Source organism: Pseudomonas sp. BN505 (genome assembly GCF_029873175.1).
GTDB classification, from domain to species: domain Bacteria; phylum Pseudomonadota; class Gammaproteobacteria; order Pseudomonadales; family Pseudomonadaceae; genus Aquipseudomonas; species Aquipseudomonas putida.
On record NZ_SSOI01000030.1, the window covers coordinates 173,849 to 194,300 of the forward strand.

Annotated in this window: 16 protein-coding genes and 1 tRNA gene; 7 read left to right on the top strand and 10 right to left on the bottom strand. The window is 64.1% G+C overall.

Features of this window, described 5'->3' with window-relative positions; all coding sequences use genetic code 11:
- Positions 1 to 187 precede the first annotated feature (187 nt).
- Entirely contained in the window at positions 188 to 2,101 is a 1,914-nt protein-coding gene (locus E8E78_RS08360; RefSeq protein WP_049274943.1) for a tyrosine-protein phosphatase, read from the top strand.
- Positions 2,102 to 2,286: 185 nt separating this feature from the next.
- On the opposite strand, the gene E8E78_RS08365 is transcribed toward E8E78_RS08360, so the two are convergent.
- Entirely contained in the window at positions 2,287 to 3,246 is a 960-nt protein-coding gene (locus tag E8E78_RS08365; RefSeq protein WP_041167792.1) for an AraC family transcriptional regulator, read from the bottom strand.
- 142 nt (positions 3,247 to 3,388) lie between these two features.
- Here E8E78_RS08365 and E8E78_RS08370 point away from each other — a divergent pair, with 142 nt between their 5' ends.
- A complete protein-coding gene (locus tag E8E78_RS08370) occupies positions 3,389 to 4,537 on the top strand; it encodes a M14-type cytosolic carboxypeptidase (protein WP_049274944.1) in 1,149 nt (382 codons plus the stop codon).
- A gap of 161 nt (positions 4,538 to 4,698) precedes the next feature.
- On the opposite strand, the gene E8E78_RS08375 is transcribed toward E8E78_RS08370, so the two are convergent.
- From E8E78_RS08375 to E8E78_RS08405, 7 genes are all read right to left on the bottom strand, one after another.
- Positions 4,699 to 5,667: a spore coat U domain-containing protein gene (locus E8E78_RS08375; protein ID WP_049274945.1), complete on the bottom strand. Its 969-nt coding sequence runs from the start codon at positions 5,665 to 5,667 to the stop codon at positions 4,699 to 4,701.
- Entirely contained in the window at positions 5,664 to 7,961 is a 2,298-nt protein-coding gene (locus E8E78_RS08380; RefSeq protein ID WP_049274946.1) for a fimbria/pilus outer membrane usher protein, read from the bottom strand. The genes E8E78_RS08375 and E8E78_RS08380 overlap by 4 nt, the downstream gene beginning before the upstream one ends.
- Positions 7,962 to 8,069: 108 nt before the next feature.
- Positions 8,070 to 8,846: a molecular chaperone gene (locus tag E8E78_RS08385; protein WP_049274947.1), complete on the bottom strand. Its 777-nt coding sequence runs from the start codon at positions 8,844 to 8,846 to the stop codon at positions 8,070 to 8,072.
- 39 nt (positions 8,847 to 8,885) lie between these two features.
- Complete coding sequence (locus tag E8E78_RS08390; RefSeq protein WP_049274948.1) at positions 8,886 to 9,389, bottom strand: spore coat U domain-containing protein; 504 nt, start codon at positions 9,387 to 9,389, stop codon at positions 8,886 to 8,888.
- 3 nt (positions 9,390 to 9,392) lie between these two features.
- The gene (locus tag E8E78_RS08395) at positions 9,393 to 9,926 is read right to left on the bottom strand and encodes a spore coat U domain-containing protein (RefSeq protein WP_016500512.1); all 534 of its coding nucleotides are present in this window, start codon (positions 9,924 to 9,926) and stop codon (positions 9,393 to 9,395) included.
- Between the two features lie 18 nt (positions 9,927 to 9,944).
- Complete coding sequence (locus tag E8E78_RS08400) at positions 9,945 to 10,481, bottom strand: spore coat U domain-containing protein (protein WP_016500513.1); 537 nt, start codon at positions 10,479 to 10,481, stop codon at positions 9,945 to 9,947.
- Positions 10,482 to 10,511: 30 nt separating this feature from the next.
- Positions 10,512 to 11,039 (bottom strand): spore coat U domain-containing protein, encoded by a 528-nt coding sequence (locus E8E78_RS08405; protein WP_041167793.1) that lies wholly within the window; start codon positions 11,037 to 11,039, stop codon positions 10,512 to 10,514.
- Positions 11,040 to 11,307: 268 nt separating this feature from the next.
- Between E8E78_RS08405 and E8E78_RS08410 the strand changes: the two genes are divergently transcribed.
- From E8E78_RS08410 to E8E78_RS08420, 3 genes are read left to right on the top strand one after another with little or no spacing between them, the layout of a single operon-like run.
- Positions 11,308 to 13,554 carry an ATP-binding protein gene (locus E8E78_RS08410; protein WP_280314073.1) on the top strand — a complete coding sequence of 749 codons (2,247 nt, stop codon included), beginning with the start codon at positions 11,308 to 11,310 and terminating at the stop codon, positions 13,552 to 13,554.
- Positions 13,555 to 13,569: 15 nt separating this feature from the next.
- On the top strand, positions 13,570 to 14,031 hold the full coding sequence (locus tag E8E78_RS08415) for a response regulator (RefSeq protein WP_016500516.1): 462 nt from the start codon (positions 13,570 to 13,572) through the stop codon (positions 14,029 to 14,031).
- 13 nt (positions 14,032 to 14,044) lie between these two features.
- Positions 14,045 to 16,432: a response regulator gene (locus E8E78_RS08420; protein WP_114942469.1), complete on the top strand. Its 2,388-nt coding sequence runs from the start codon at positions 14,045 to 14,047 to the stop codon at positions 16,430 to 16,432.
- A gap of 144 nt (positions 16,433 to 16,576) precedes the next feature.
- Here E8E78_RS08420 and E8E78_RS08425 read toward each other — a convergent pair.
- Positions 16,577 to 16,651: transfer RNA gene (locus tag E8E78_RS08425), tRNA-Gln, on the bottom strand.
- 259 nt (positions 16,652 to 16,910) lie between these two features.
- On the opposite strand from E8E78_RS08425, the gene E8E78_RS08430 reads away from it, so the two are divergent.
- Positions 16,911 to 17,153, top strand: a complete 243-nt coding sequence (locus E8E78_RS08430) for a hypothetical protein (protein ID WP_012271609.1) — start codon at positions 16,911 to 16,913, stop codon at positions 17,151 to 17,153.
- A gap of 126 nt (positions 17,154 to 17,279) precedes the next feature.
- Positions 17,280 to 18,350, top strand: coding sequence for a cell division protein ZapE (zapE, locus tag E8E78_RS08435; RefSeq protein WP_049275256.1), 1,071 nt, complete (start codon positions 17,280 to 17,282; stop codon positions 18,348 to 18,350).
- Positions 18,351 to 18,477: 127 nt separating this feature from the next.
- On the opposite strand, the gene E8E78_RS08440 is transcribed toward zapE, so the two are convergent.
- On the bottom strand, positions 18,478 to 20,367 hold the full coding sequence (locus tag E8E78_RS08440) for a propionyl-CoA synthetase (protein ID WP_280314080.1): 1,890 nt from the start codon (positions 20,365 to 20,367) through the stop codon (positions 18,478 to 18,480).
- Positions 20,368 to 20,452 lie beyond the last annotated feature (85 nt).

Consider the following 20,452-nt stretch of genomic DNA (forward strand, 5'->3'; position numbering starts at 1 on the left):
CGCGAGTAACCCTTGTCGTAGCCAGTGGGTGATTGATGGGAGCGCTTTTCGCCCCAGTCGCCGGGACAGAAGACGCAAAACCAGGACAGATCGCGCAAGCTTTTGCACATCACCGCAACCTGTAACATTCAGTTTCATATTGCTCCAGGACAGTAGACAGCCCAAACCACTGCCTGAGGCCTGATCCGTGCTGCAACGTGTGCTCTGCTCCCTGTCCCTGCTCACCCTTGCCATTTCCACCGCCCACGCCGCCGAAGCGCTCGACACCCCGCGCCTGGCCGGCATGGACAATTTCCGCGACATCGCCGGCACCACCAGTGCCTACACCACCAGCCATGACGGCACAATGCGGGCGGGCGTGTTCTACCGCTCCAATGCCCTTACCCCGACCGCCGCCGACCTGGCTACCCTCAATGGCCTGGGTATCAGCGATGTGTACGACCTGCGCACCCCAAGCGAAATAGCCAGCACCCCCGATACCCTGCCGGACGGCGCCAGCTACACCAACATCGACATCATTGGCAGCACCACATCGGGCTCCAACATCACCAATATTTCCTTCAGCAGCGCAGAACAGGCGCGGGCGATGATGCAGGAGACCAACCGCGCCTTCGTCAATGACGCCGGCATGCGTGGCCAGTTTGCCGTGCTGTTCAACGAACTGGCCGCTGCCGATGGCGCGGCGCTGTTCCATTGCACTGCGGGCAAGGACCGCACCGGCTGGACGGCAGCGGTGCTGCTGAGCATCGCCGGGGTGGACGAGGCCACCATCATGAGCAACTACCTGGCCACCAACGACTACACCGCCGCCCGAGTGGCTGCCACCCTGGCGGCGATGCCGGCGAGCATGGCCGAAATCTATGCACCGTTACTGGGGGTCGAAGCCAGCTACCTGCAGGCTGGCCTCGATGAAATCAGCGCCGACTACGGCAACATGGAAAACTACCTCAAGCAGGGCCTGGGCCTGAGCCAGGAAACGATCTACGTGCTGCGCGGCAAGATGGTGCGCTATGGTTCCCTGCCCGGCGAGGCTGGCCTGCTGGGCAACGCTGCCGCCGGCGCGCAATTGTTGCGCGAGCTGCAGGGCACTTCGCTGTCGGGCAGCTACAGCGCCTACAACTACTACCTGCAATCGGCCATCGATGCCGGCACCTTGGGCGGCGTGACCTCGACGGTTGGCGGCCAGGTGCACGCGGATGCCGCCAGCTACCTGTTGCGCCAAGGCGCCATGGTCACGCTTGCGGCTTCGCCCTTTGCCGACGCCAGCAACCTCAAGGTCGGCCAGGCGCGCCTGTGGAGCACGGCGCTGGCCGGCTACCTGGGCACTGACGGCTCAGCCCATGCGGCCAGCAGCAACGAACACAGCCAAGGGTTGATGGTGGGCATGACCCAGCGCTTCTCCGAACAGCTCAGCGGCCATGCCGGTTTTGGCTACAACCGCGGCAATGTGGGCGGTGCCGGTGGCGAGGCCGATACTGACCTGACCTTCCTCAGCCTGGGGGCACGCTTTGCCCCGGGGAGCCTGGAGCACGGGCTGTTCATCGATGCCGACATCAGCGGCGGCTGGCTTGACTATTCCAGCAAGCGCGAACTGGGCGGCGGCCTGGGCACGGCCAAAGGTGACAGCCACGGCACCCTGGCGGGTGCCAGCCTGGCATTGGGTTATCGCCTGCCCACCCATGGCGTGGTGCTGGAGCCAAGCCTTGGCGTTAGGGTCAGCCACGTCGACCTGAACGGCTTCACCGAGAAAGGCAGCGAACTGGCCCTGCAAGTGGACGACCTGAAAGAAACCCGGCGCAGTGCGGTGGCCAACCTCAAGGCGTCGTTCGCGCCGATTCCGGTAGGCAGCTGGCGGTTGGTGCCGGGAGTGGAAGTGGGTTACGAGCATGCCCTGGGTGATCAGCAGGTGGATAGCCAAGGGCATCTGCTGGGGCTGGATATCGAGCAACGTGCGGCATTCGACAACCGCGATCAGTTCGCTGGCGGGGTGAGCCTGATGGCCCACCTGGGTGCATTGAGTGTCGGCGGCGAAGTGGCGGCGATGGGCGGGGGCGACAGCCACGGGGTGAGCGGCAGCCTCAAGGCCAGCTACGCGTTCTGATCCTGTAACCGCTGGCACCGGCTGCGCCGGTGTTCGCGGGTAAACCCGCTCCCACAATGACGGCGCTGGCCTTGCAGACCGTGATCAAGCCTGCCCCCACAGGCACTCCAGCATTTTGAAGGCTGCGGTGAACCTGTGGGAGCGGGTTCACCCGCGAACACCGGCAAAGCCGGTGCCCGGCAGCGCTAACCACTGCGCCGTACTTCAGCCGGGCTTACTCCGAACGCCTGCTGGAAGTACTGGGCAAAACGCCCCGCGTTGCTGAAACCATGGCGCAAGGCCACTTCGGCCACCGACCCGCCCTCCCCGCGCGCAAGCACCTGGCGCGCACTTTCCAGCCGCACCTGCCGTTGATACCCGACAATCGATGTACCGGCAAAACGGCGGAAGCCATCCTGCAAGGCGCGCAGGCTGACATTGGCCAACCCCGCCAGCTCGGTGCCACTGACCAAACGTGCCGGGTGCTCGTGCAGGTACGCCATCGCCAGCTTCACATGGCGCGGCGCCAACCCGGGCGCAGGGCTGCGCAGGGCATCGCTATAGTTGTGCGGCCAGGCCTCCAGCACCGCATCCACCATCATTTCCTGCAGGCGGGTCGGCATCAGCACGCCGGTATTGATCAGCTGGTCGAACTGCGTACCGGTGGCCATTTCCAGCAACGCGCGTATGCCCTGGAACACCGGCAACGCCAGGTCCACCACCGGGGCAAAACACACCGGTGCCGCCAAGGGTTGGCCTAACAACAGGGACAGGCGCTCGGCAAACAACCCGCGGTGTATCGACATGCCGCACTGGGCATGGTTTTCGGCAAAGCGCACCGTGCGAATATCGCGTTTGTCGACCGCCAGCCCCACCTGGGCACCACCAACCGACTCGCCTCGGTGATCGAAGATGATCTTGCCAGCAGTGGACAGCACGAAGGTGATCTCATCCTGTGGCGTGGGCAGGGTGATGCTGAAATCCCCGCCATACTGCATGCGCCGCACGCTCATGCCTTCAAAGCGCCCATACACGCCGCCAATGCTGATGCCCTCGGCCAGCGGCGGCATGTCGGCATACAGGTTGCCGAACATCTGTGTGAACAAAGCACCAAAGTCATCGCTGCGCATGTCGCGAGAGCGGAGGATGAAGGGCTTGCGGTTCATGCCGGAATGCACTGTAGGTTCACCTGTGCGAAGGGGGACCCGGATGCTGCCATGCCCGCATGACAACCGCGTTAAAGAGGCAGCGAACCTGCCAAGCCGTGTACAGTACCCCTACAACAATGCCCGCAAAGGAGCCCGGCACATGACCGTGACGCTATCCCCCCTGCAGATCGACTGCGCTTTCGATTCCGGCAACATCCAGGTACTGGACGCCAGCAACCCGGCCCAGGTGCACCTGGCCATCCGCCCGGACACCCACAGCGGCCACTATCAGTGGTTTCATTTCAAGGTCAGAGGGCTGACGCCGGGCCAGGTCCATCGCTTCAGCCTCGACAACGCCTCCGGCTCTTCGTACAAGAACGCCTGGAGCGGTTACAACGCGGTGGCCTCCTACGATCAGCAAAGCTGGTTCCGTGTGCCCAGCCAGTTCGACGGCACCGCGCTGTCCTTCGAAGTGAACGCAGAGCAGGACCAGATCTGGTTCGCCTACTTCGAACCCTACCCACGCGCGCGCCACAACCAGTTGATCGAACGCGCGCAGCAACTGCCGGGGGTCGAGTTGCTGGCCAGCGGCCGCAGCGTGCAGGGCCGCGACATCCCCCTGCTGCGTGCCGGCGATGGCGCCGCAGGTAAGCGCAAGCTGTGGCTGATTGCCCAGCAACACCCAGGCGAACACATGGCCGAATGGTTCATGGAGGGCGTGATCGACCGCCTGCAAGCCAACGACGCGGTGATCCAGGGCTTGCTGGCCAAGGCCGACCTGTACCTGATCCCCAACATGAACCCCGACGGCGCCTTCCTCGGCCACCTGCGCACCAACTACAAGGGCAAGGACCTCAACCGCGCCTGGCAGGACGCCAGCGTCGAGCTGACCCCGGAGGTGTTCTTCGCCCAGGCGCAGATGAAGCAGTACGGCGTGGATGCGTTCATCGACGTGCATGGTGACGAAGAGATTCCGCACGTGTTCACCGCCGCCTGCGAGGGTAACCCGGGTTACACGCCGCGGCTGGCAAAACTCGAAGAGCAATTCCGCAGCACTTTGTGCAGCGTGACCCGCGACTTCCAGACCGTGCATGGCTATACCCGTGACCAGCCGGGACAGGCGAATACCACGCTGGCCTGCAATGCCGTGGGCATGGCCCATGACTGCCTGTCGCTGACGCTGGAGATGCCGTTCAAGGACCATGACGACGCGCCCGATCCGGTTAGCGGATGGTCGGGTGCACGCTCGAAGGCGCTGGCGGGGGCGGTGCTGGAGACCCTGTCAAAAATGGCGGACGATTTGCGCTGAGCCCTGCCTCACCCGGCCCCTGTAGGAGCGGCCGTGTGTCGCGATGGGCTGGGTAGCGGCCCCGGCAATCTGTGCTGGGTCTGCCATGTTGGGGCTGCTGCGCAGCCCTGTCGCGACACAAGGCCGCTCCTACAGGGGACCATGGAAAGGATGAGGTTCAGTCAAAACTGCACATCCAGTATCACGCTGTCAGAGTAGGTTGCTGCCGGCGGCGTAGCCTGGTCGGTATAGACCTTGGCGTTGTAGTTGAACACCTGGCTACCCGTGCCGGTACCCGCACCGGGGTTTACGTCGGCATCCGTGCTGGAACGCCTGGCAGCCCCCGATGAACCCCAACGCACCACCCCTGCACTCTTGAAAATGTCATAGGCCAGGTAGTTGTTGGCCGACGACTTCATCCGTCGCCGCCCGCCCGACACGTTCTGCCCGTCATCCAGCCCCACCGTGTAGTTGCTGCCCTTGGTGCACGACACGTTTATGCCCTGGCTCACCGTGCCAAACCCTGCCACCACAGGCGCACTGGCGAAGCTGATGTTGGGTGTGGTGATCTGGCAATCGTTGGTCACCGTCAGGGTCACCGTCAGCGGCTTGGTGCCCGTGCCTTGGTCAGTCCCGATACAGATGCCGCCTAATCCAATCCCATCGCAGTACTTCCAGGTCCACTCGACATTGAGGGTTTCCTGATACAGCCCCGCCGCAACGTTGGCGTTGATCTGAGTGCGCATGTAGATCGGCACCGCTTTGGGCGTGCCGTTGAGCAGCCCCAGCAAGTCGAGGATGCCGGTGGTCCTGAATTCGAAGCCCGTACCGCGCGTGATCGGATAGGTAGTGGTGGCGTCGGCATACAGCGTGTAAGGGATGACATCTCCGGTGGGCCCTACCAGGCCGTTGGTGGCCGAGGTGATCTTCACCACGAATGAATCGGTACTACTCAGCACACTAAGCACCGAGCCGTTGCACTGCAAACCCGAGTTGGCACTGGAAGCGGTCTGCACCGTGGTTCGTACCTGGGTCGAGTTGAGCGAGCCAAATGCCGCTGCCGAAGTCGCCACTGACGTGCACTTGGCCCAGGCCGGGCCCGCACAAAGCAGCACGGCGCACGCCCATACCCCGCCCCACCCGGCCTTCATTTGCACACCAAGGGGCCGACCAAGGGGATCGAGCCTTGGGCCTCAGGCAGATCGAACGCCACCTCGCAATGCCCACCACCCTCCAGCTCCACCAGCAGGCGGTTGTGCGCCGCCAGGTTTTCCAGATACACCAGGCCATCCCAGCCCACCACTGCCTGGCTGCCACTTTCTTCATGAGTTACACGGCTGCCCAGCTTGAGCACTTGCTGGTTGCCATCCACCAGTTCGATGCTGGCCGCCATTACGCGTTTGAGCGGGAACTCCAGCAAGTAGCCACTACCCCGGCGCACGGCCACACGCTGCTCCACGTCCCCTGCAAGGATGTCCGGCGGCAGGTCCATGGGGTCGATCTCGTACTTGCCGCGGTAATAGCCACTGCTGTACGGCACCAGCAAGTGCCCCTTGGCATCCGTGCGGCCGACATCCTGGTTTTCGTAGCGCACCGGCACATCGGCGTAACCACCGGTACTGACCACCACGAAGGCATCGTCGATACGGTTGGCGGCGAATACGCCGGCATCCATCCATACCAGCGAGCCACTGGCGTCGGCCCAGCGGGTCATCGCGCCGCTGCTGCCATACACACCGGCCTGCAACTGCACCGACTGCAAGCGCCAGGTGACGTCGGCCTGGCGGTAGGCATCGCGGTCGCTGCCTGCGGCATAGCCCAGGTTGTAACCAACACCGCCACCTACCGGCACGGCGTGGCTGTAGTTGACCCTTTGCAGGCTCTCGCCTTCCTTGCTGCGCTCCATGCCCAGGGCCAGGGTGCCGTGCAGGTCGAACGGGATCACCAGTTGCGCCTGCACGGCCCACTGGCTGTCACCCACCTCACGGTTGGCAGACAGGTACACACTGCTGCTGCCCCACAGCGGCCTGCTGTAGCTCAGGTTGATCAGCCGGGTACGCGTGCCATCACCGGCGCGCACATCGAAGTAACCGGCACCGATGCTGCCGTATTCGTTCAGGTTGAGGCTAAGCGTGACCTGTTCGCTGCTTTTGCTCAGTTGCATGTCCGGGGAGTCCACCCGGGTCAGGTCGGCGTAGTCGCCGTGGCGTTGCAGGCGCTGGTAACTGAAGCCGATGCGCTGGCTGTTGTACTGGTAACCCAGGGCGACCTGGTGGCCCTTGTCGCCGTCGAACCGGCTTTGCGCCAGGGCGGCGTTGAGCACGCCGAAGTTGCCCAGGCGCATGTTGCCGCCCAAGCCGCCCAGCATCAGCGATTCGGCAGTTTCGGCGTGGGTTTCCAGGGTGAACATGTCGCTGAGGCCATAGCGCAGGCTGCCCGAGGCAACGCCGGGGCCATAACTGAAATCGCGCACCGCGTAATCACGGCGCAGGCTACCGGCGGCCACCGAGTAATCGGACAGGCCCTGCTGCAGCAGGCTGCTGGTGACATAGAACGGCAAGGTGGTCGACACCTGCCGGCCAAGGGCATCAGTGGTGACCACCACCGCCTCCCCGGCGCCGTTGATGAACGGCACGTTGGTCAGGGTGTACGGCCCAGGCTGCAGCTCGGTGGTGCTGGACTTGAAACCGTTGATGAACAGGTCGAGCGAGGTCGGCACCGCGGCTTCGCCGGCGAACGCCGGTAACGGGTAAGTGACCAGATCGGGGCGTGCAGCGAAGTCGCGTGACACTTGCAGGCCGCCCACCCGCACCGAACTGCTCCAGGGCAAGGCACCGGTCACGAAGTCACCGGCTTCGTAGGTGAGCAGGCGCTGCTCGTCGGTGAAGCGCCAGGTGGTGTCGTAACGCATGAAGCCCTGGCGGGTATCGTCCGCCTGTGCGCCATTGAATGACTGGCGCCATTGCCCGGTACTGGAGAAGGTCCCCCAACTGTCGAACAGGCGCAGCTCGTTCCAGGCGGCCAGGTAGGTGCCGCCCTCATCGGTGTCGTTCAGATACAGGTCATAGTTGAACAAGGCGCCGAAACTGCTGCGCGCATCGCTGGCCGGGTACAGGTTGCGATCACCCACTTGCTGGTCTGGCAACCAGGCCGGCGGCACCTGCAGCAGCAGGCGCTGGTTCTGGGTGTCGTAGTCGGTGTGCAGCCCTGCGATGCTTTCCAGGGCCACCTCGCCCTGGGGATTGCCCGGCAACGAGATACCGGCTGCCCGCAACACGTCGCTGCCCAGGTACAACTGCCCGGCCCGCTGCTGCACCGGCACCAGTTCAGCCCTGGGCATCTGGTTCACCACCAGGTCCAGGTACAGGGTAGCGTCGGCGATGGCGGACATCTCCGTGGGCGGCGGGGGCAGGTCGTCGGCCAGCGCCAGCACAGGGCTGGTCATGACCAGCCCCAGGCACCAGCGGCGCGTCGTCGCCGAGAGCCATTTCACACACGGTTTCCAACCATTGCCGGGTCCTCCCTGGCCCCTGCACTGCATACAGTCGTTGACTCATTGGCCCTGGCGGATGGCGTCCGCCGCGCTCTGGCCGTTGACCCTGCCCTTCAGCACGCTGCCGCTGGTGGAGGCGACGGGAGCAGGCCAGCGCATGCTGGCGCCCGGCAACACATAACCCAGCAGGCCTTCAGCCAGTGGCTTGCTCTGGCTGCCTTGCTGCACCACCACATCGGTCAGCCGCGCATGCACGGGGCCTGTGTTGCGCATTTCCACGTAAGGTTTGCCCTGCACCGTCACCGGCCGCCAGCTGAGCTGCGGCTTGCCCACACCTTCGGCATTGCGTTTGCCCTCAGGGTCGGCCTTGCCCAACAGCCCCTCGCCATACACGAACAGCGGCACCGAATAACGCATCTGCAAACGGATGGCCGCAGTAGCGCCGGGCTCGGCCTTGTCGACCGGGATGGCGGGCGGGATCTCGTCGATGATGATGCGGTAGGCCTGCTCCTGGCCGGCAGGTGAAGGGCCGGTACGGGTCAAGCGGATCAGCTGCTTCTGCCCGGGGGCAATGTTGGCCACCGGCGGGCTGCCGATGATCTCGCGCTGCGCCTGGAACTGTTCCTGGTAATCACCCTGGCGCCAGGCGAATACCCGTACCTGCAAATTGGCCGGCTCAGTGCCGCGGTTTTCCAGCCACAGTGCACCGGCCTTCTGGTCGGCCTCCAGCACCGGGTCGATCGGCCAGATCAGCACCGAGGTGGCCGCCCCGGCCGGCAGGCTTGCCAGCCACAACAATCCGATCCATCCACGCGCCCACTTCGCGCCTGCCCGCATGCAGCTCTCCTTAGACACTTGTCTTTGGTGCGCTGGCCTTCACCAGGTCACCGTCACTTGCACCACATCGGTGTAGGTCCCTGCCGGCAGCACGCCGGTCAGCTGGACTCGCCCGTACACCGGCAGCTTGATCGCCGTCGGGTCGGAATAGCTCACGGCCACGCTCTGGCCGATCCCCAAGACCTGGCTGTACGCCGCGTCCCGGTATAACTGGTAAGCCAGCACTTGCGTGCCGCTGGTACGTTTCAGGTTGCGTGTGCCACTGGCACTGTTCTGCCCGCCGTCCACGCTCATGCTCATGGCCACGCCCGGCGTGCACTGGAAGGTCACTGTCGAGCCACCCAGCGAGGTGCTGAGCAACGCTTTGGACAGTGCCGACTGCGAGCCATAATCGAGCGTGCCGTAACTGGTGACACTGCCCACCACCAGGCACCCGGCGACAATCTGCGCCGTTACCGTGAAGGTACTGGTGGTCACCGCCCCCAACGGGGCAGCCAACAGCATGCCGATTCCGGTCAGCCCACCAGCCAGCCAGCCGCGCATGGCTCAGAACGACAGTTCGACCGAAATCGTGTCGCTGTAGACCCCTGCAGGCAGGCCCGCCTTGCCCACGGCCTTGCCGTAAAGGTTGACGGTCTGGGCCACGCCAGTGCTGGTCGGCAGGGTGATGGTGCCGTCGATGGCCAACAGCGTCGTGCGCCCGGTGTCGGTGTACAGGTCATACGGCACAAAGTTGCCGGAACCATCGGCGAGCGCACGCGTGCCACCGCTCGACTGACCGTCATGCAGGCCTGCGCGCACTTTGATCGCAGGCACCGTACCCGCCGAACACAGGATACTCATGGCACCGCCCCCGCCTCCCAGCACCTGGGCATTGGCGGTGACGAACAAGGCATCCTGGGTACCGAAGTTCAAGGCACCGAAGTTGAGCCCCGACGTGCCAGAACTCCCATTTACCTGGCACGCCGAGATCAGCGTCAGGGTCGAATTGATGCTGCCGGTCACGGTGGCAGCCTGGGCCTGGGAAGCCAAGGCCAGGCCCAGGCCTGCGAGCATGCAGCATGAAAGGTTCGTTCGCATCGGGGTCTCCTTGCGTAGTTACCAGTCCAGGGTCACTCTGAGGGTGTCGCGGTAAAGCCCGGCCGGCAGTGCGCGCGGTTGCGCCACCACCACACCGTAAATGGGGATCGGTACTTGCTGGGTGCTGTTGATGGTGAAGGCACGCGCCTGGCCTATGGCGTAGCGGCTGTTGCCGCCCGGGTCGACCGCAAGCTGATAAGGGATCAGTTCCCGGCCGTTGCTCAGCCGGCGCACGCCGTCGTCGCCATTCAGGCCGCCATTGATCCGCACATTGAAGGCCCTTACTTCGGGCGTGCAGCTGATCTGCAGGGAGCCCGCGCCGCCCGCTTCGTCAACCCGGCTGCGCAGCGGCTGGTCCCAGTTCGGGCCACGCTCGCCAAAGTCCAGCAGCCCCGGGTTGCCCAGCACAGCCGGTTGCGTGTCGTCGCTGCTGATCTGGCAGGCTGCGCTGATCACCAACCGCGCCTGGATGAAGCCGGTGGTGCTGCCATGCGCCGCACCACCAGGAACCAGCAACGGGCCCAGGGTAAGCAACAGGATCGAAGTGCGGTTCATGGCGTGGCGTCCTTGTGCATGGTGGCGTCCCTACCAGGTGACCGTGACTTTGAGCAGGTCGGCGTAAACCCCTGCATTCGGCACCCAGGCCAGTTTGTCGATGCGAGCGTACAACGGCAGCTCGACCGAGCCGCTGCTCGGTACCCTTGCCGACTGGGCGACCCCTACCGCCAGAGGCTCACGCCAGGCTGCGTCGCGGTACAAGCGATAAGGGATGGGCCTAGCCGTGTGGTCGTCGCTGGCCAGGTAGCGCAGCTCGCCGACGCCACCATGCTGGCCGCCATCGACGCGCACCTGATAAGGGGTGTCCGGGTTGCACTCAAGGCGCGGTGGGCGCTGGCTTAGCAGAACGCCGCTCAACGGTGCGCCGGGGCCGTCCAGGCGTGCCGCCGTGCCCAGATCGATGCGTCCGAGGGCCTGGGCTCCCGCGTCGCGGGTCTGGTTGACCAGCATGCAACCGCGCTGCACCAGCACACGCACTTCCACGAGAAAATCCGCTGCCACGGTACTGCCGCTGAACAACAGGCCCAACAACGCGGCCATTAAGCGCTCCGTCACCTTTTTATCCTTGTCGAAACGTCCTGAACAGAGCGTAGCAGCGAGGCAGTGCAACCGTGGTGGCCCCAAGCCGTTTTTTGGTATTAGCGATAAAGCGATAGCGCCCCGTTAAAAAAAGCCGGAACGGCGCAGAACCCCAGGCCACCTCCGTGTCTCCAATGGCCGAGGGCCGGTAAATGTGCCCGGTTTCTGGTAGGGTACAGCACGTTCCTCCAGCGCCGGGCGCCAATGCCATACATGGACGGACATGACAGGAGCGTTTTCATTGATGACTGCAGACACCACGCTGGCAGAAGCCATGGAGCGCTGTGCCCGTGAACCGATCCACGTGCCGAGCAGCATCCAGCCCCACGGTTTCCTGCTGGTGCTGGACGCCACCGACCTGTGCGTGCTGCAGGCCAGTGAAAACGTCGAGCACTGGCTGGGCTTGCCAGCCCGTGAACTGATCGGTAGCCCCTTCGCCAACCTGGTCAGCGACGGTTTTGACCTGCACGCGCAGCTCGCAAGGCTGCCAGAAGATGAGGTATTCCCCTTCCATATCGGTGACGTGCGCTTGCGCCAAAGTGCGCCGTACAGCACCCCGCTGCATTTGCTGGTGCACGGCCACGACGAAGTACTGATTGCCGAATTCGAACCCCCTCGGCTGTCGCCGGAACTGACCGGGCAAGGTGACTATTACCCGCTCGTGCGCAGCTTTGTCGGCAGCCTGCAACTGGCCAGCAGCCTCGAAGACCTGCTGCAGCAAACGGTGCTGCAGCTCAAGCGCATCACCGGTTTTGGCCGGGTCAAGGCGTACCGTTTCGATGCCGAGGGCAACGGCCAGGTGCTGGCCGAGTCCGCCGACCCAGGCTACCCCGCTTACCTGGGCCTGTGCTTCCCGGCTGCAGACATCCCGCGCCAGGCGCGCGAACTGTACCGGGTCAACCGCATCCGCGTGATCGAGGATGCCAACTACCAGCCCTCGCCCCTGCTACCGGTCATCAACCCGCGCACCGGCAAGGCACTGGACATGAGTTTTGCCGCACTGCGCAGTGTGTCGCCGGTACACCTGCAGTACATGCGCAATATGGGCACACTGGCTTCGATGTCGCTGTCGATCGTGGTCGACGGTGAGCTGTGGGGGCTGATTTCCTGCCACCACCAACAGCCACGTGCGGTGGACCTGCGTACCCGCACGGCCTGCGAGTTGCTGGCCAGTGTGCTGTCGCTGCAGATCGAGTCCCGAGAGTCCCACGCCAGCACGCGCAAGCTGCTGGCGTTGCGCCAACACATCGTGCGCATGATCTCGTCCATGGCCGACCACGACAGCGTCAGTGACGGCCTGCGCGACCTGCCCCAGGTGTTGCTGGCCTTTGCCGGCGCCCAAGGCGCCGCAGTTATCTCGGCCGAATGCTGTGACCTGATCGGCCAGACCCCGCCTGAAGCCCAGGTGACCGCGCTGGTGCACTGGCTTGGCCAGCGCGGCGAAGACACGGTGTTCCACAGTGACAACGTGCGCCGCGACATCACTGACCTGCCCGAGCTGGCCACCCACGCCGGTGGTGTGCTGGCGGTGGCCATCTCGCAGATCCATTCGCACTACCTGCTGTGGTTCCGGCCCGAACAGGTGCGCACGGTAAACTGGGCGGGCCAGCCAACCAAGCAGGTCGGGCCGCAGGGCAACCTCGACCCACGGCACAGTTTCGAACGCTGGCAGGAAGAGCTGCGCGGCTATAGCGAGCCTTGGGACCCGTTAGTGATCGACGGCGTGCTGGAACTGCGCACCGCCGTGCTTGGCATAGTCCTGCGCAAAGCCGAAGAACTGGCACAGCTGGCGGGTGATTTGCGCCGTTCGAACAAGGAGCTCGAAGCGTTTTCCTACAGTGTCTCCCACGACCTGCGCGCGCCGCTGCGGCACATCGCCGGCTATACCGAACTGCTGGGTGAAATGGAAGGCCAGGGCTTGACCGAGCGCGGCAAGCGGTTCTTGCAGCACATTGGTGAAGCCGCGCACTTTGCCGGCAGCCTGGTCGACAACCTGCTCAACTTCTCGCAGATGGGCCGCTCTGCCTTGCGCCTGTCCGACGTAGACCTTAACGCGCTGGTGGAGGCCATTCGCAGCGAACTGGCCCCCGATTACGAAGGCCGCGCAATCGTTTGGGACATCGCCCCGCTGCCCAAGGTGATCGGCGACCCGGCGTTCATCAACATGGCCTTGCACAACCTGATCGCCAATGCCATCAAGTACACACGCGGCCGTACCCCTGCCCACATCGGCATCAGTGCCGTGGAGCATCCTGGCGAAACCGAGATCTGCATCCGCGACAATGGCGTGGGCTTCGACATGGCCTATGCCAACAAGCTGTTCGGCGTATTCCAGCGCCTGCACCGCATGGAAGATTTCGAGGGCACAGGGATTGGCCTGGCAAGCGTGCGCCGCATCATCGAGCGCCATGACGGCCGGGTCTGGGCCGAAGGCCAGATCGACCAGGGCGCCAGCTTCCACTTCACCCTCCCCCGAAACACTGCTACATGAGGCACCGCTACCATCATGCTCAAACCCATCCTGCTGGTCGAAGACAACCCCCGGGACCTGGAACTTACCCTGCTGGCCCTAGAGCGCAGCCAGTTGGCCAACGAGGTCATCGTGCTGCGCGACGGCGCCGAGGCACTTGACTACTTGCTGCGCCGCAACACCTATGCCGACCGCGACGACGGCAACCCCGCCGTCTTGCTGCTGGACCTGAAGCTGCCCAAGGTCGACGGCCTTGAAGTGCTCAGGGCAGTACGCGCCACCGCCGAACTGCGCAGCATCCCCACGGTGATGCTGACCTCCTCGCGGGAGGAGCCCGACCTGTTGCGCGCCTATGAACTCGGGGTCAACGCCTACGTGGTCAAGCCGGTGGAATTCAAGGAATTCGTCGCCGCCATCTCTGACCTCGGGGTATTCTGGGCAGTGCTTAACGAACCGCCACCCGGCTCACTGCGGCTGAATCGTCGCGGTAGCAACTGAGGCCGCCGCAACGATGCAGCAAACGCCGTTGAAACTACTGATGGTCGAAGACAGCTCGATGGACGCCGAGCTTACCCTGATGCGCCTGGAGCGCAGCGGGCTGCATGTGCAGTCCCAGCTGGTATTCGACCATGTGGGTGTCGACCATGCCCTGCGCGAGGCCCGCTACGACCTGATCCTGTGCGACTGCGTGCTGCCGGGGTCGTCTGGCACCGAGGTGCTGGCCATTGCCCAACGCCTGGCACCGGACGTTCCGTTCATCTTCCTCTCCGGCATCTATGGCGAAGAGCACGCGGTGGAAATGATCCGCCTGGGCGCCACCGACTATGTGCTGAAGAAGAACCTGCCACTGCTGCCCAAGGCGGTACGCCGGGCGCTGACCGAAGTGCAGGAACGCCAGCGCCGGCGCCGCGCCGAAGAGGCTCTGATCGACGTCGAGGCGCGGGCACGTATCGCCATCGACGCCGCCGGAATGGGCACCTGGGACCTGCGCCCGCAGGAAGGCCTGCTGCTGTGGGACGACCGCTGCAAGACCTTGTTCGGCCTGCCTACCAGCACCGAAATGAGCCTTGAGGTGTTCCTCGGTGGCATCTACCCCGATGACCTGCCAATGGTGCGTGAGGCGGTGGAATACGCCATGCGCCCGGAAAGCGGCGGCCGCTACCGCGTCGAATTTCGCATCGCGCAACCCAACGGCCTGGAGCCGCGCTGGTTGCTCAGCAGCGGCCAGAGCCAGTTCGTCGATGGCCAGTGCGTGCGCTTTTCCGGCGTGCTGCAGGACATCCACACCCAGCGCCTGGCCACACAGGCGCTGCGTCAGCTCAACGAGATGCTGGGGGAAAGGGTCGAACGCCGCACCCGCGAACGCGACCGTGCCTGGGAGCTGTCGCAGGACCTGCTGGCCGTGCTGAACAAGGATCTGACCCCAGTTGCACTCAACCCCGCCTGGGAAGCCAGCCTGGGCTTCTCCCGCGAGCGCCTGAGCCAGTCGTCGTTGCTGCATCTGCTGCCCGAAGCCGACCAGGAACTACTGCTGACCGAACTGGCTGCCCTCGCCCATGGCCGTACCAGCGTACGTTTCGTCGGCCGCATCCTGCATGCCGGCGGCCAGCAGCGCTGGCTATCGTGGGTGGTGGTGCCGGAAGACACGCTGCTGTATGTGGTGGCACGCGACATCACCAGCGAGCGCGAAGCCGCCCTGGGCCTGGCAGAAGCCAACGCCCGCCTGCGCGAACAGATCAACGAACGCGAGCGCATCGAGGCGGCGCTGCAGCAGATGCAGCGGCTCGAAGCCGTCGGTCAGCTGACCGCTGGCGTGGCCCACGACTTCAACAACCTGTTGACGGTGATCCTTACCGGCGCCAGTTTTCTTGAGCGCGACCTGGCCAAGGCCAACTTGGACAAGGCCCGTACGCGGCTCAACCACATCCGTGAGGCGGGCGAGCGTGGCGCCAAGCTGACCTCGCAGCTGCTGGCATTTTCCCGCCGCCAGCGCCTGGAGCCGGTAGCGCTCAACCTCAACCAGACCCTGGCCGGCCTGGAAGAGCTGTTGCGCCGCACACTGGGTGGCAACGTCTCGGTGCGCCTGGACCTGGACCAGGCCCTGTGGCACGCACTGACCGACCCCACCCAGACCGAGATGATCATCCTCAACCTGGCGATCAATGCCCGCGATGCCATGCCTGACGGCGGCCAGCTGACCCTGACCACCCGCAACACCCGCATTGACAACCGCCCGCAACGCCCGGAAGACCCGGACCCGGGCGAGTACGTGATGCTGAGCATCCGCGATACCGGCTGCGGCATGAGCGAAGACGTGCTGGCCAAGGTGTTCGAGCCGTTCTTTACCACCAAGGACATCGGCAAGGGCTCGGGCCTGGGCCTGGCCCAGGTGTTCGGCTTCGCCAAGCAGTCCGGGGGTGGTGTACGCATCGATACCTCCCCGGGCCGCGGCACGCAGGTGGCGGTGTACTTGCCCGCCGTAAAGGACCAGATCGTGAGCGAGCCGGTGATCCCGCCGCTCGGCCAGCCGGTCAGCGACAGCGGCCGCAACCGCACGGTGTTGCTGGTGGATGATGACCATCTGGTGCGGGACTTGCTTGGCGATGTGTTGCGCCAATATGGCTACCAGGTGCGACAGGCGCACAGCGGCGAACAGGCGTTGGCCTTGCTGGACGACGAGATCGACCTGTTGCTTACCGATTTCGCCATGCCCGAGTTCAACGGCGCGCAACTGGCGCTGGCGGCACGCGAACGGTACCCGCGCCTGCCGGTGGTGTTCCTGACTGGCTACGCGGAGTTGCAGGGGCTGGAGTTGCCAGGCAGCGTGGTGGTTCAGAAACCGGCGCAAGCGGATGAACTCGCCAGGGTGCTGAACGAGATGCTGGGCATTGCCGGGTAATTCGGGAAAGCACAAACCTTGGCAGGAGCGGCCCGGCAAGGCCGCTCCTGCAAGAATCCTGTGACGGAATTAAAAATACGGAAACGACAAAACCCAGCGCTTATCTTTCTAAGCACCGGGCGATATACGTTTGAAACTGGAAAATGGCAGGGGCGGCTGGATTCGAACCAACGCATGGCAGGATCAAAACCTGCTGCCTTACCGCTTGGCGACGCCCCTGTATCGGATGCAGCATTCGCTGCTCTGACAATTCCAACTGGGTGACAACTGGGTTGTTGTCTTGGAATGCGCGGCACTTTAACAACAAAGTTTTCATCTGTGAACCCCCTGATGAAAAAAATTGTCAAAAAACAGCGGGTTAGTCATTTCGGCGGTTTGTGCAGTGACCATCCGTCGCTTTCCCCCCGCTTCGCTTCAACACAATCGCATTCCTTCCTTCCAATCTATTGAGCCAATTGCATTGACCAAGGAGGACCCCATGCCTGTCTCTCACGACCTGTACCAGGACCTGCACTACCCTCGCGAAATCGTCCAGCAGCGCCGCCAGCAGGACAAAGCGCTGGATCGGCTGCTGGACGAGTACATGGACATCGACAACCAGGTGCTAGCCGCCGAATCGATCTCGGCGGGCAACTTCGTTGACGAAGACCTGCGCCACCTCAAGGAGCGCCGCCTGGCGGTGAAATACATGATCGAGCGCCAACTGGAACGTAAAGCCTAGGCAATGCAGGTGTGCAGCCAGACCTATCGCATTAGGTGATCATTGCCGATCACTTTCTGTATTAGTCAAAATGGCTGCCCTCGGGCAAGCTGCGCGCTGCCCCGTCATCGCCAAGGAGCTTTGCTTTTGTCTGCCTGGATCCCTGCCCCACTGCGCCAGCTTGGCCAGCGCCTGCGCGGCGCCACCGCCAACCAGAGCGAACTGCTCGACTGGTTCGAGGACAAAGCCCGAAGCCGCGGTTACCAGCTGAGTGACGGCCAGCGACGGGTGATCCACTGCATGGCCGAACAACTGGCACTGCTCGAACAAGGGCAGCCACGCAGCCTGTACCTGTACGGTTCGGTGGGGCGCGGCAAGAGCTGGCTGCTGGACGGGTTCTTCCAGGCGGTGCCGGTTGAAGCAAAGCGCCGCCTGCACTTTCATGATTTTTTTGCCCGCCTGCACCAGGGCATGCACCGCCACCGGGCGCTGGACGATGCGCTGGGCGCAACCCTCGACGAACTGGTGGGTGGCTGCCAGGTGTTGTGCTTCGACGAATTCCACGTGCATGACATCGGCGATGCCATGCTGCTTACTCGCCTGTTCAACGCCCTGTTCGCCCGCGGCGTGTTCCTGCTGGTGACCTCCAACTACGCGCCCGAAGGGCTGCTGCCCAACCCGCTGTACCACGAGCGTTTCCTGCCGGTGATCCGCCTGATCAACGGGCGCATGCAGGTTCTGGAAGTGGGTGGCGACACCGATTTTCGCAGCTTGCCGGCCAACCGCGAGCACCAGCGGTTTACCCAAGGCCACTATGTATGGCCGGGGACGGCAGCGCAGCGCCAGGTACTTGGCGTGCCGGACGAGCAGCCGGTAATGCTTGAAGTGAACAAACGCCCGCTGCGCGCACTGGCCATCGATGGCCGGCGGGTGGTGCTTGGCTTTGACGACTTGTGCGAAAAGGCCACGGCGGTGATCGACTACCTGGTGCTGGCGCAGGAGTACGATGAATGGATCATCGATGGGCTGGATGACCTGGCGCAGTGTTCGCTGGCGGCGCAGCAGCGCTTCGTCAACCTGGTGGATGTGCTGTATGACCAGGACCGACAGGTGACAGTGGTTGGTAAACGGCCGCTGGAAGAGAGCCTGGGCGGGCCGCTTGCCGACCTGATGCGGACCCGCAGCCGGTTGGGGCAACTGCACCAGATCGCCCCGTAGCACTGCATCGCCTGAACGGGCCTCTTCGCGGGTAAACCCGCTCCCACAGGTGCAACACAGTTATCAAGACCTGTGACATACCTGTGGGAGCGGGTTTACCCGCGAAGAGGCCAGTAATGTCAAAGCATCAACCCGCCCTGGGCAAATCCGCCAGCACCGCCTCGATTTCCCCCAGCACCGCCGGGTCATCCAGGGTCGAAGGCGGTACATAGTCCTGCCCGTCGGCAATCTTGCGCAGCACCGCGCGCAAGATTTTCCCCGAGCGGGTCTTGGGCAGCCGCTTCACCAGCCGAACCCGGTTGAAACAGGCCAGCGGGCCAATCGCTTCGCGCACGCTGCCCACCAGGTCTACCAGCAACTGCGCCTCGGCAATGCCCTCGCCGTCCTTGAGCACAACGAGCGCCAACGGCACTTGGCCCTTGATTTCATCGTGCACGCCAATCACCGCACACTCGGCCACCGCCGGGTGGCAGGCCACCAGGTCCTCCATTTCGCCCGTGGACAGCCGGTGGCCAGACACGTTGATCACGTCATCCGTGCGCCCCATGATGTAGACGAAACCGTCATCATCCAGAAAGCCGCCGTCGCCCGTATGGTAATACCCGGGGTAAGTGCGCAGGTAAGCCTGCAAATAACGCTCGTGGTCGCCCCACAGGGTCTGGCTGCACCCAGGCGGCAATGGCAAGGCAATGACGATCGAGCCCTGGTGGTTGGGGCCCAGCAAATGGCCCTCGTCATCCACCACACGCACGTGATAGCCCGGAACCGCCCGGTTGCTTGAGCCCGGTTTCGCCGCACTGCCTTCCAGCCCAACGCAGGGCGCGGTAACCGGCCAGCCGGTTTCGGTCTGCCACCAGTGGTCGTGCACCGGCTTGCCACTGACCCGCTCCAGCCATTCATGGGTGCTGGAATCGAGCTTCTCACCCGCCAGGAACAGTTGGCGCAGCGAGCTGAGGTCGTGCTTGCGGATCAGCTCGCCCTCCGGGTCTTCCTTGCGGATGGCACGCATGGCGGTGGGCGCACAGAACAGCGCGTTGACCTTGTATTGTTCCACCACCCTCCAGTAGGCCGAGGCGTCCGGCGTGCGGATCGGTTTGCCTTCGTAGAACACCGTGGTGCAGCCGCTCATCAGCGGCCCATAGACGATCAGCGAATGGCCGACCACCCACCCCACATCGGAAATGCCCCACCACACGTCCCCGGCCTGCATGCCGTAGATATGGCGCATGGCATAGCATAGCGCCACGGCATTGCCGCCATTTTCGCGGACGATGCCCTTGGGTTTGCCGGTGGTGCCAGAGGTGTACATGATGTACAGCGGGTCGCCCGCATCCAGCTCGACCGGTGCCACCGGCTGGGCGCCGACCAAGGCTACCTGCCAGTCCAGGTCGCGGCCTGGCTGCAGCTGCGCCTGCGCCTGCGGCCGTTGCAGCACCAGCACATTGCGCGGCTGGTGGCGGGCCAGTTGCAGGGCGCGGTCGACCAGCGGCTTGTAGGCAATCACCTTGTCGAATTCCAGCCCGCAGGATGCCGTCAGCAGCAGCGTGGGCCGGGCGTCATCGATGCGCAGGGCCAGCTCGTTGGCGGCAAAGCCGCCGAACACCACCGAATGCACCGCGCCAATCCGCGCGCAGGCCAGCATGGCCATGGCCGCTTGCGGCACCATGGGCATGTAGATGATCACCCCATCGCCCTTTTCCACCCCCAGCTGGCGCAGCAAACCGGCCAGGCGCGCCACTTCGTCGCGCAAGTGGTTGTAGGTGTAGGCCTGCTGCACGCCGGTGACCGGCGAATCGTAAATCAGCGCCACCTGCTCGCCACGGCCCAGCTCGATCTGGCGGTCGAGGGCCAGGTAGCAACTGTTCAGGCGGCCATCGGCGAACCAGCGGTGAGTACCGTCGGCGTTGTCTTGCAGGGTCAGGGCAGGCTTGCGGTGCCAGGCCAGGTGCGCGGCCTGTTCCGCCCAGAAAGCGGCAGGGTCGGAAATGGAATGGGCGTAGCTGTGCTGGTAGCTCATATCGAAGGGAACCCGGTACTTGTTGTTATTGAAGGGCGAAACCTGAGTATGGACCGCTACACCCGCGCCGCCATGGGACTAAAGT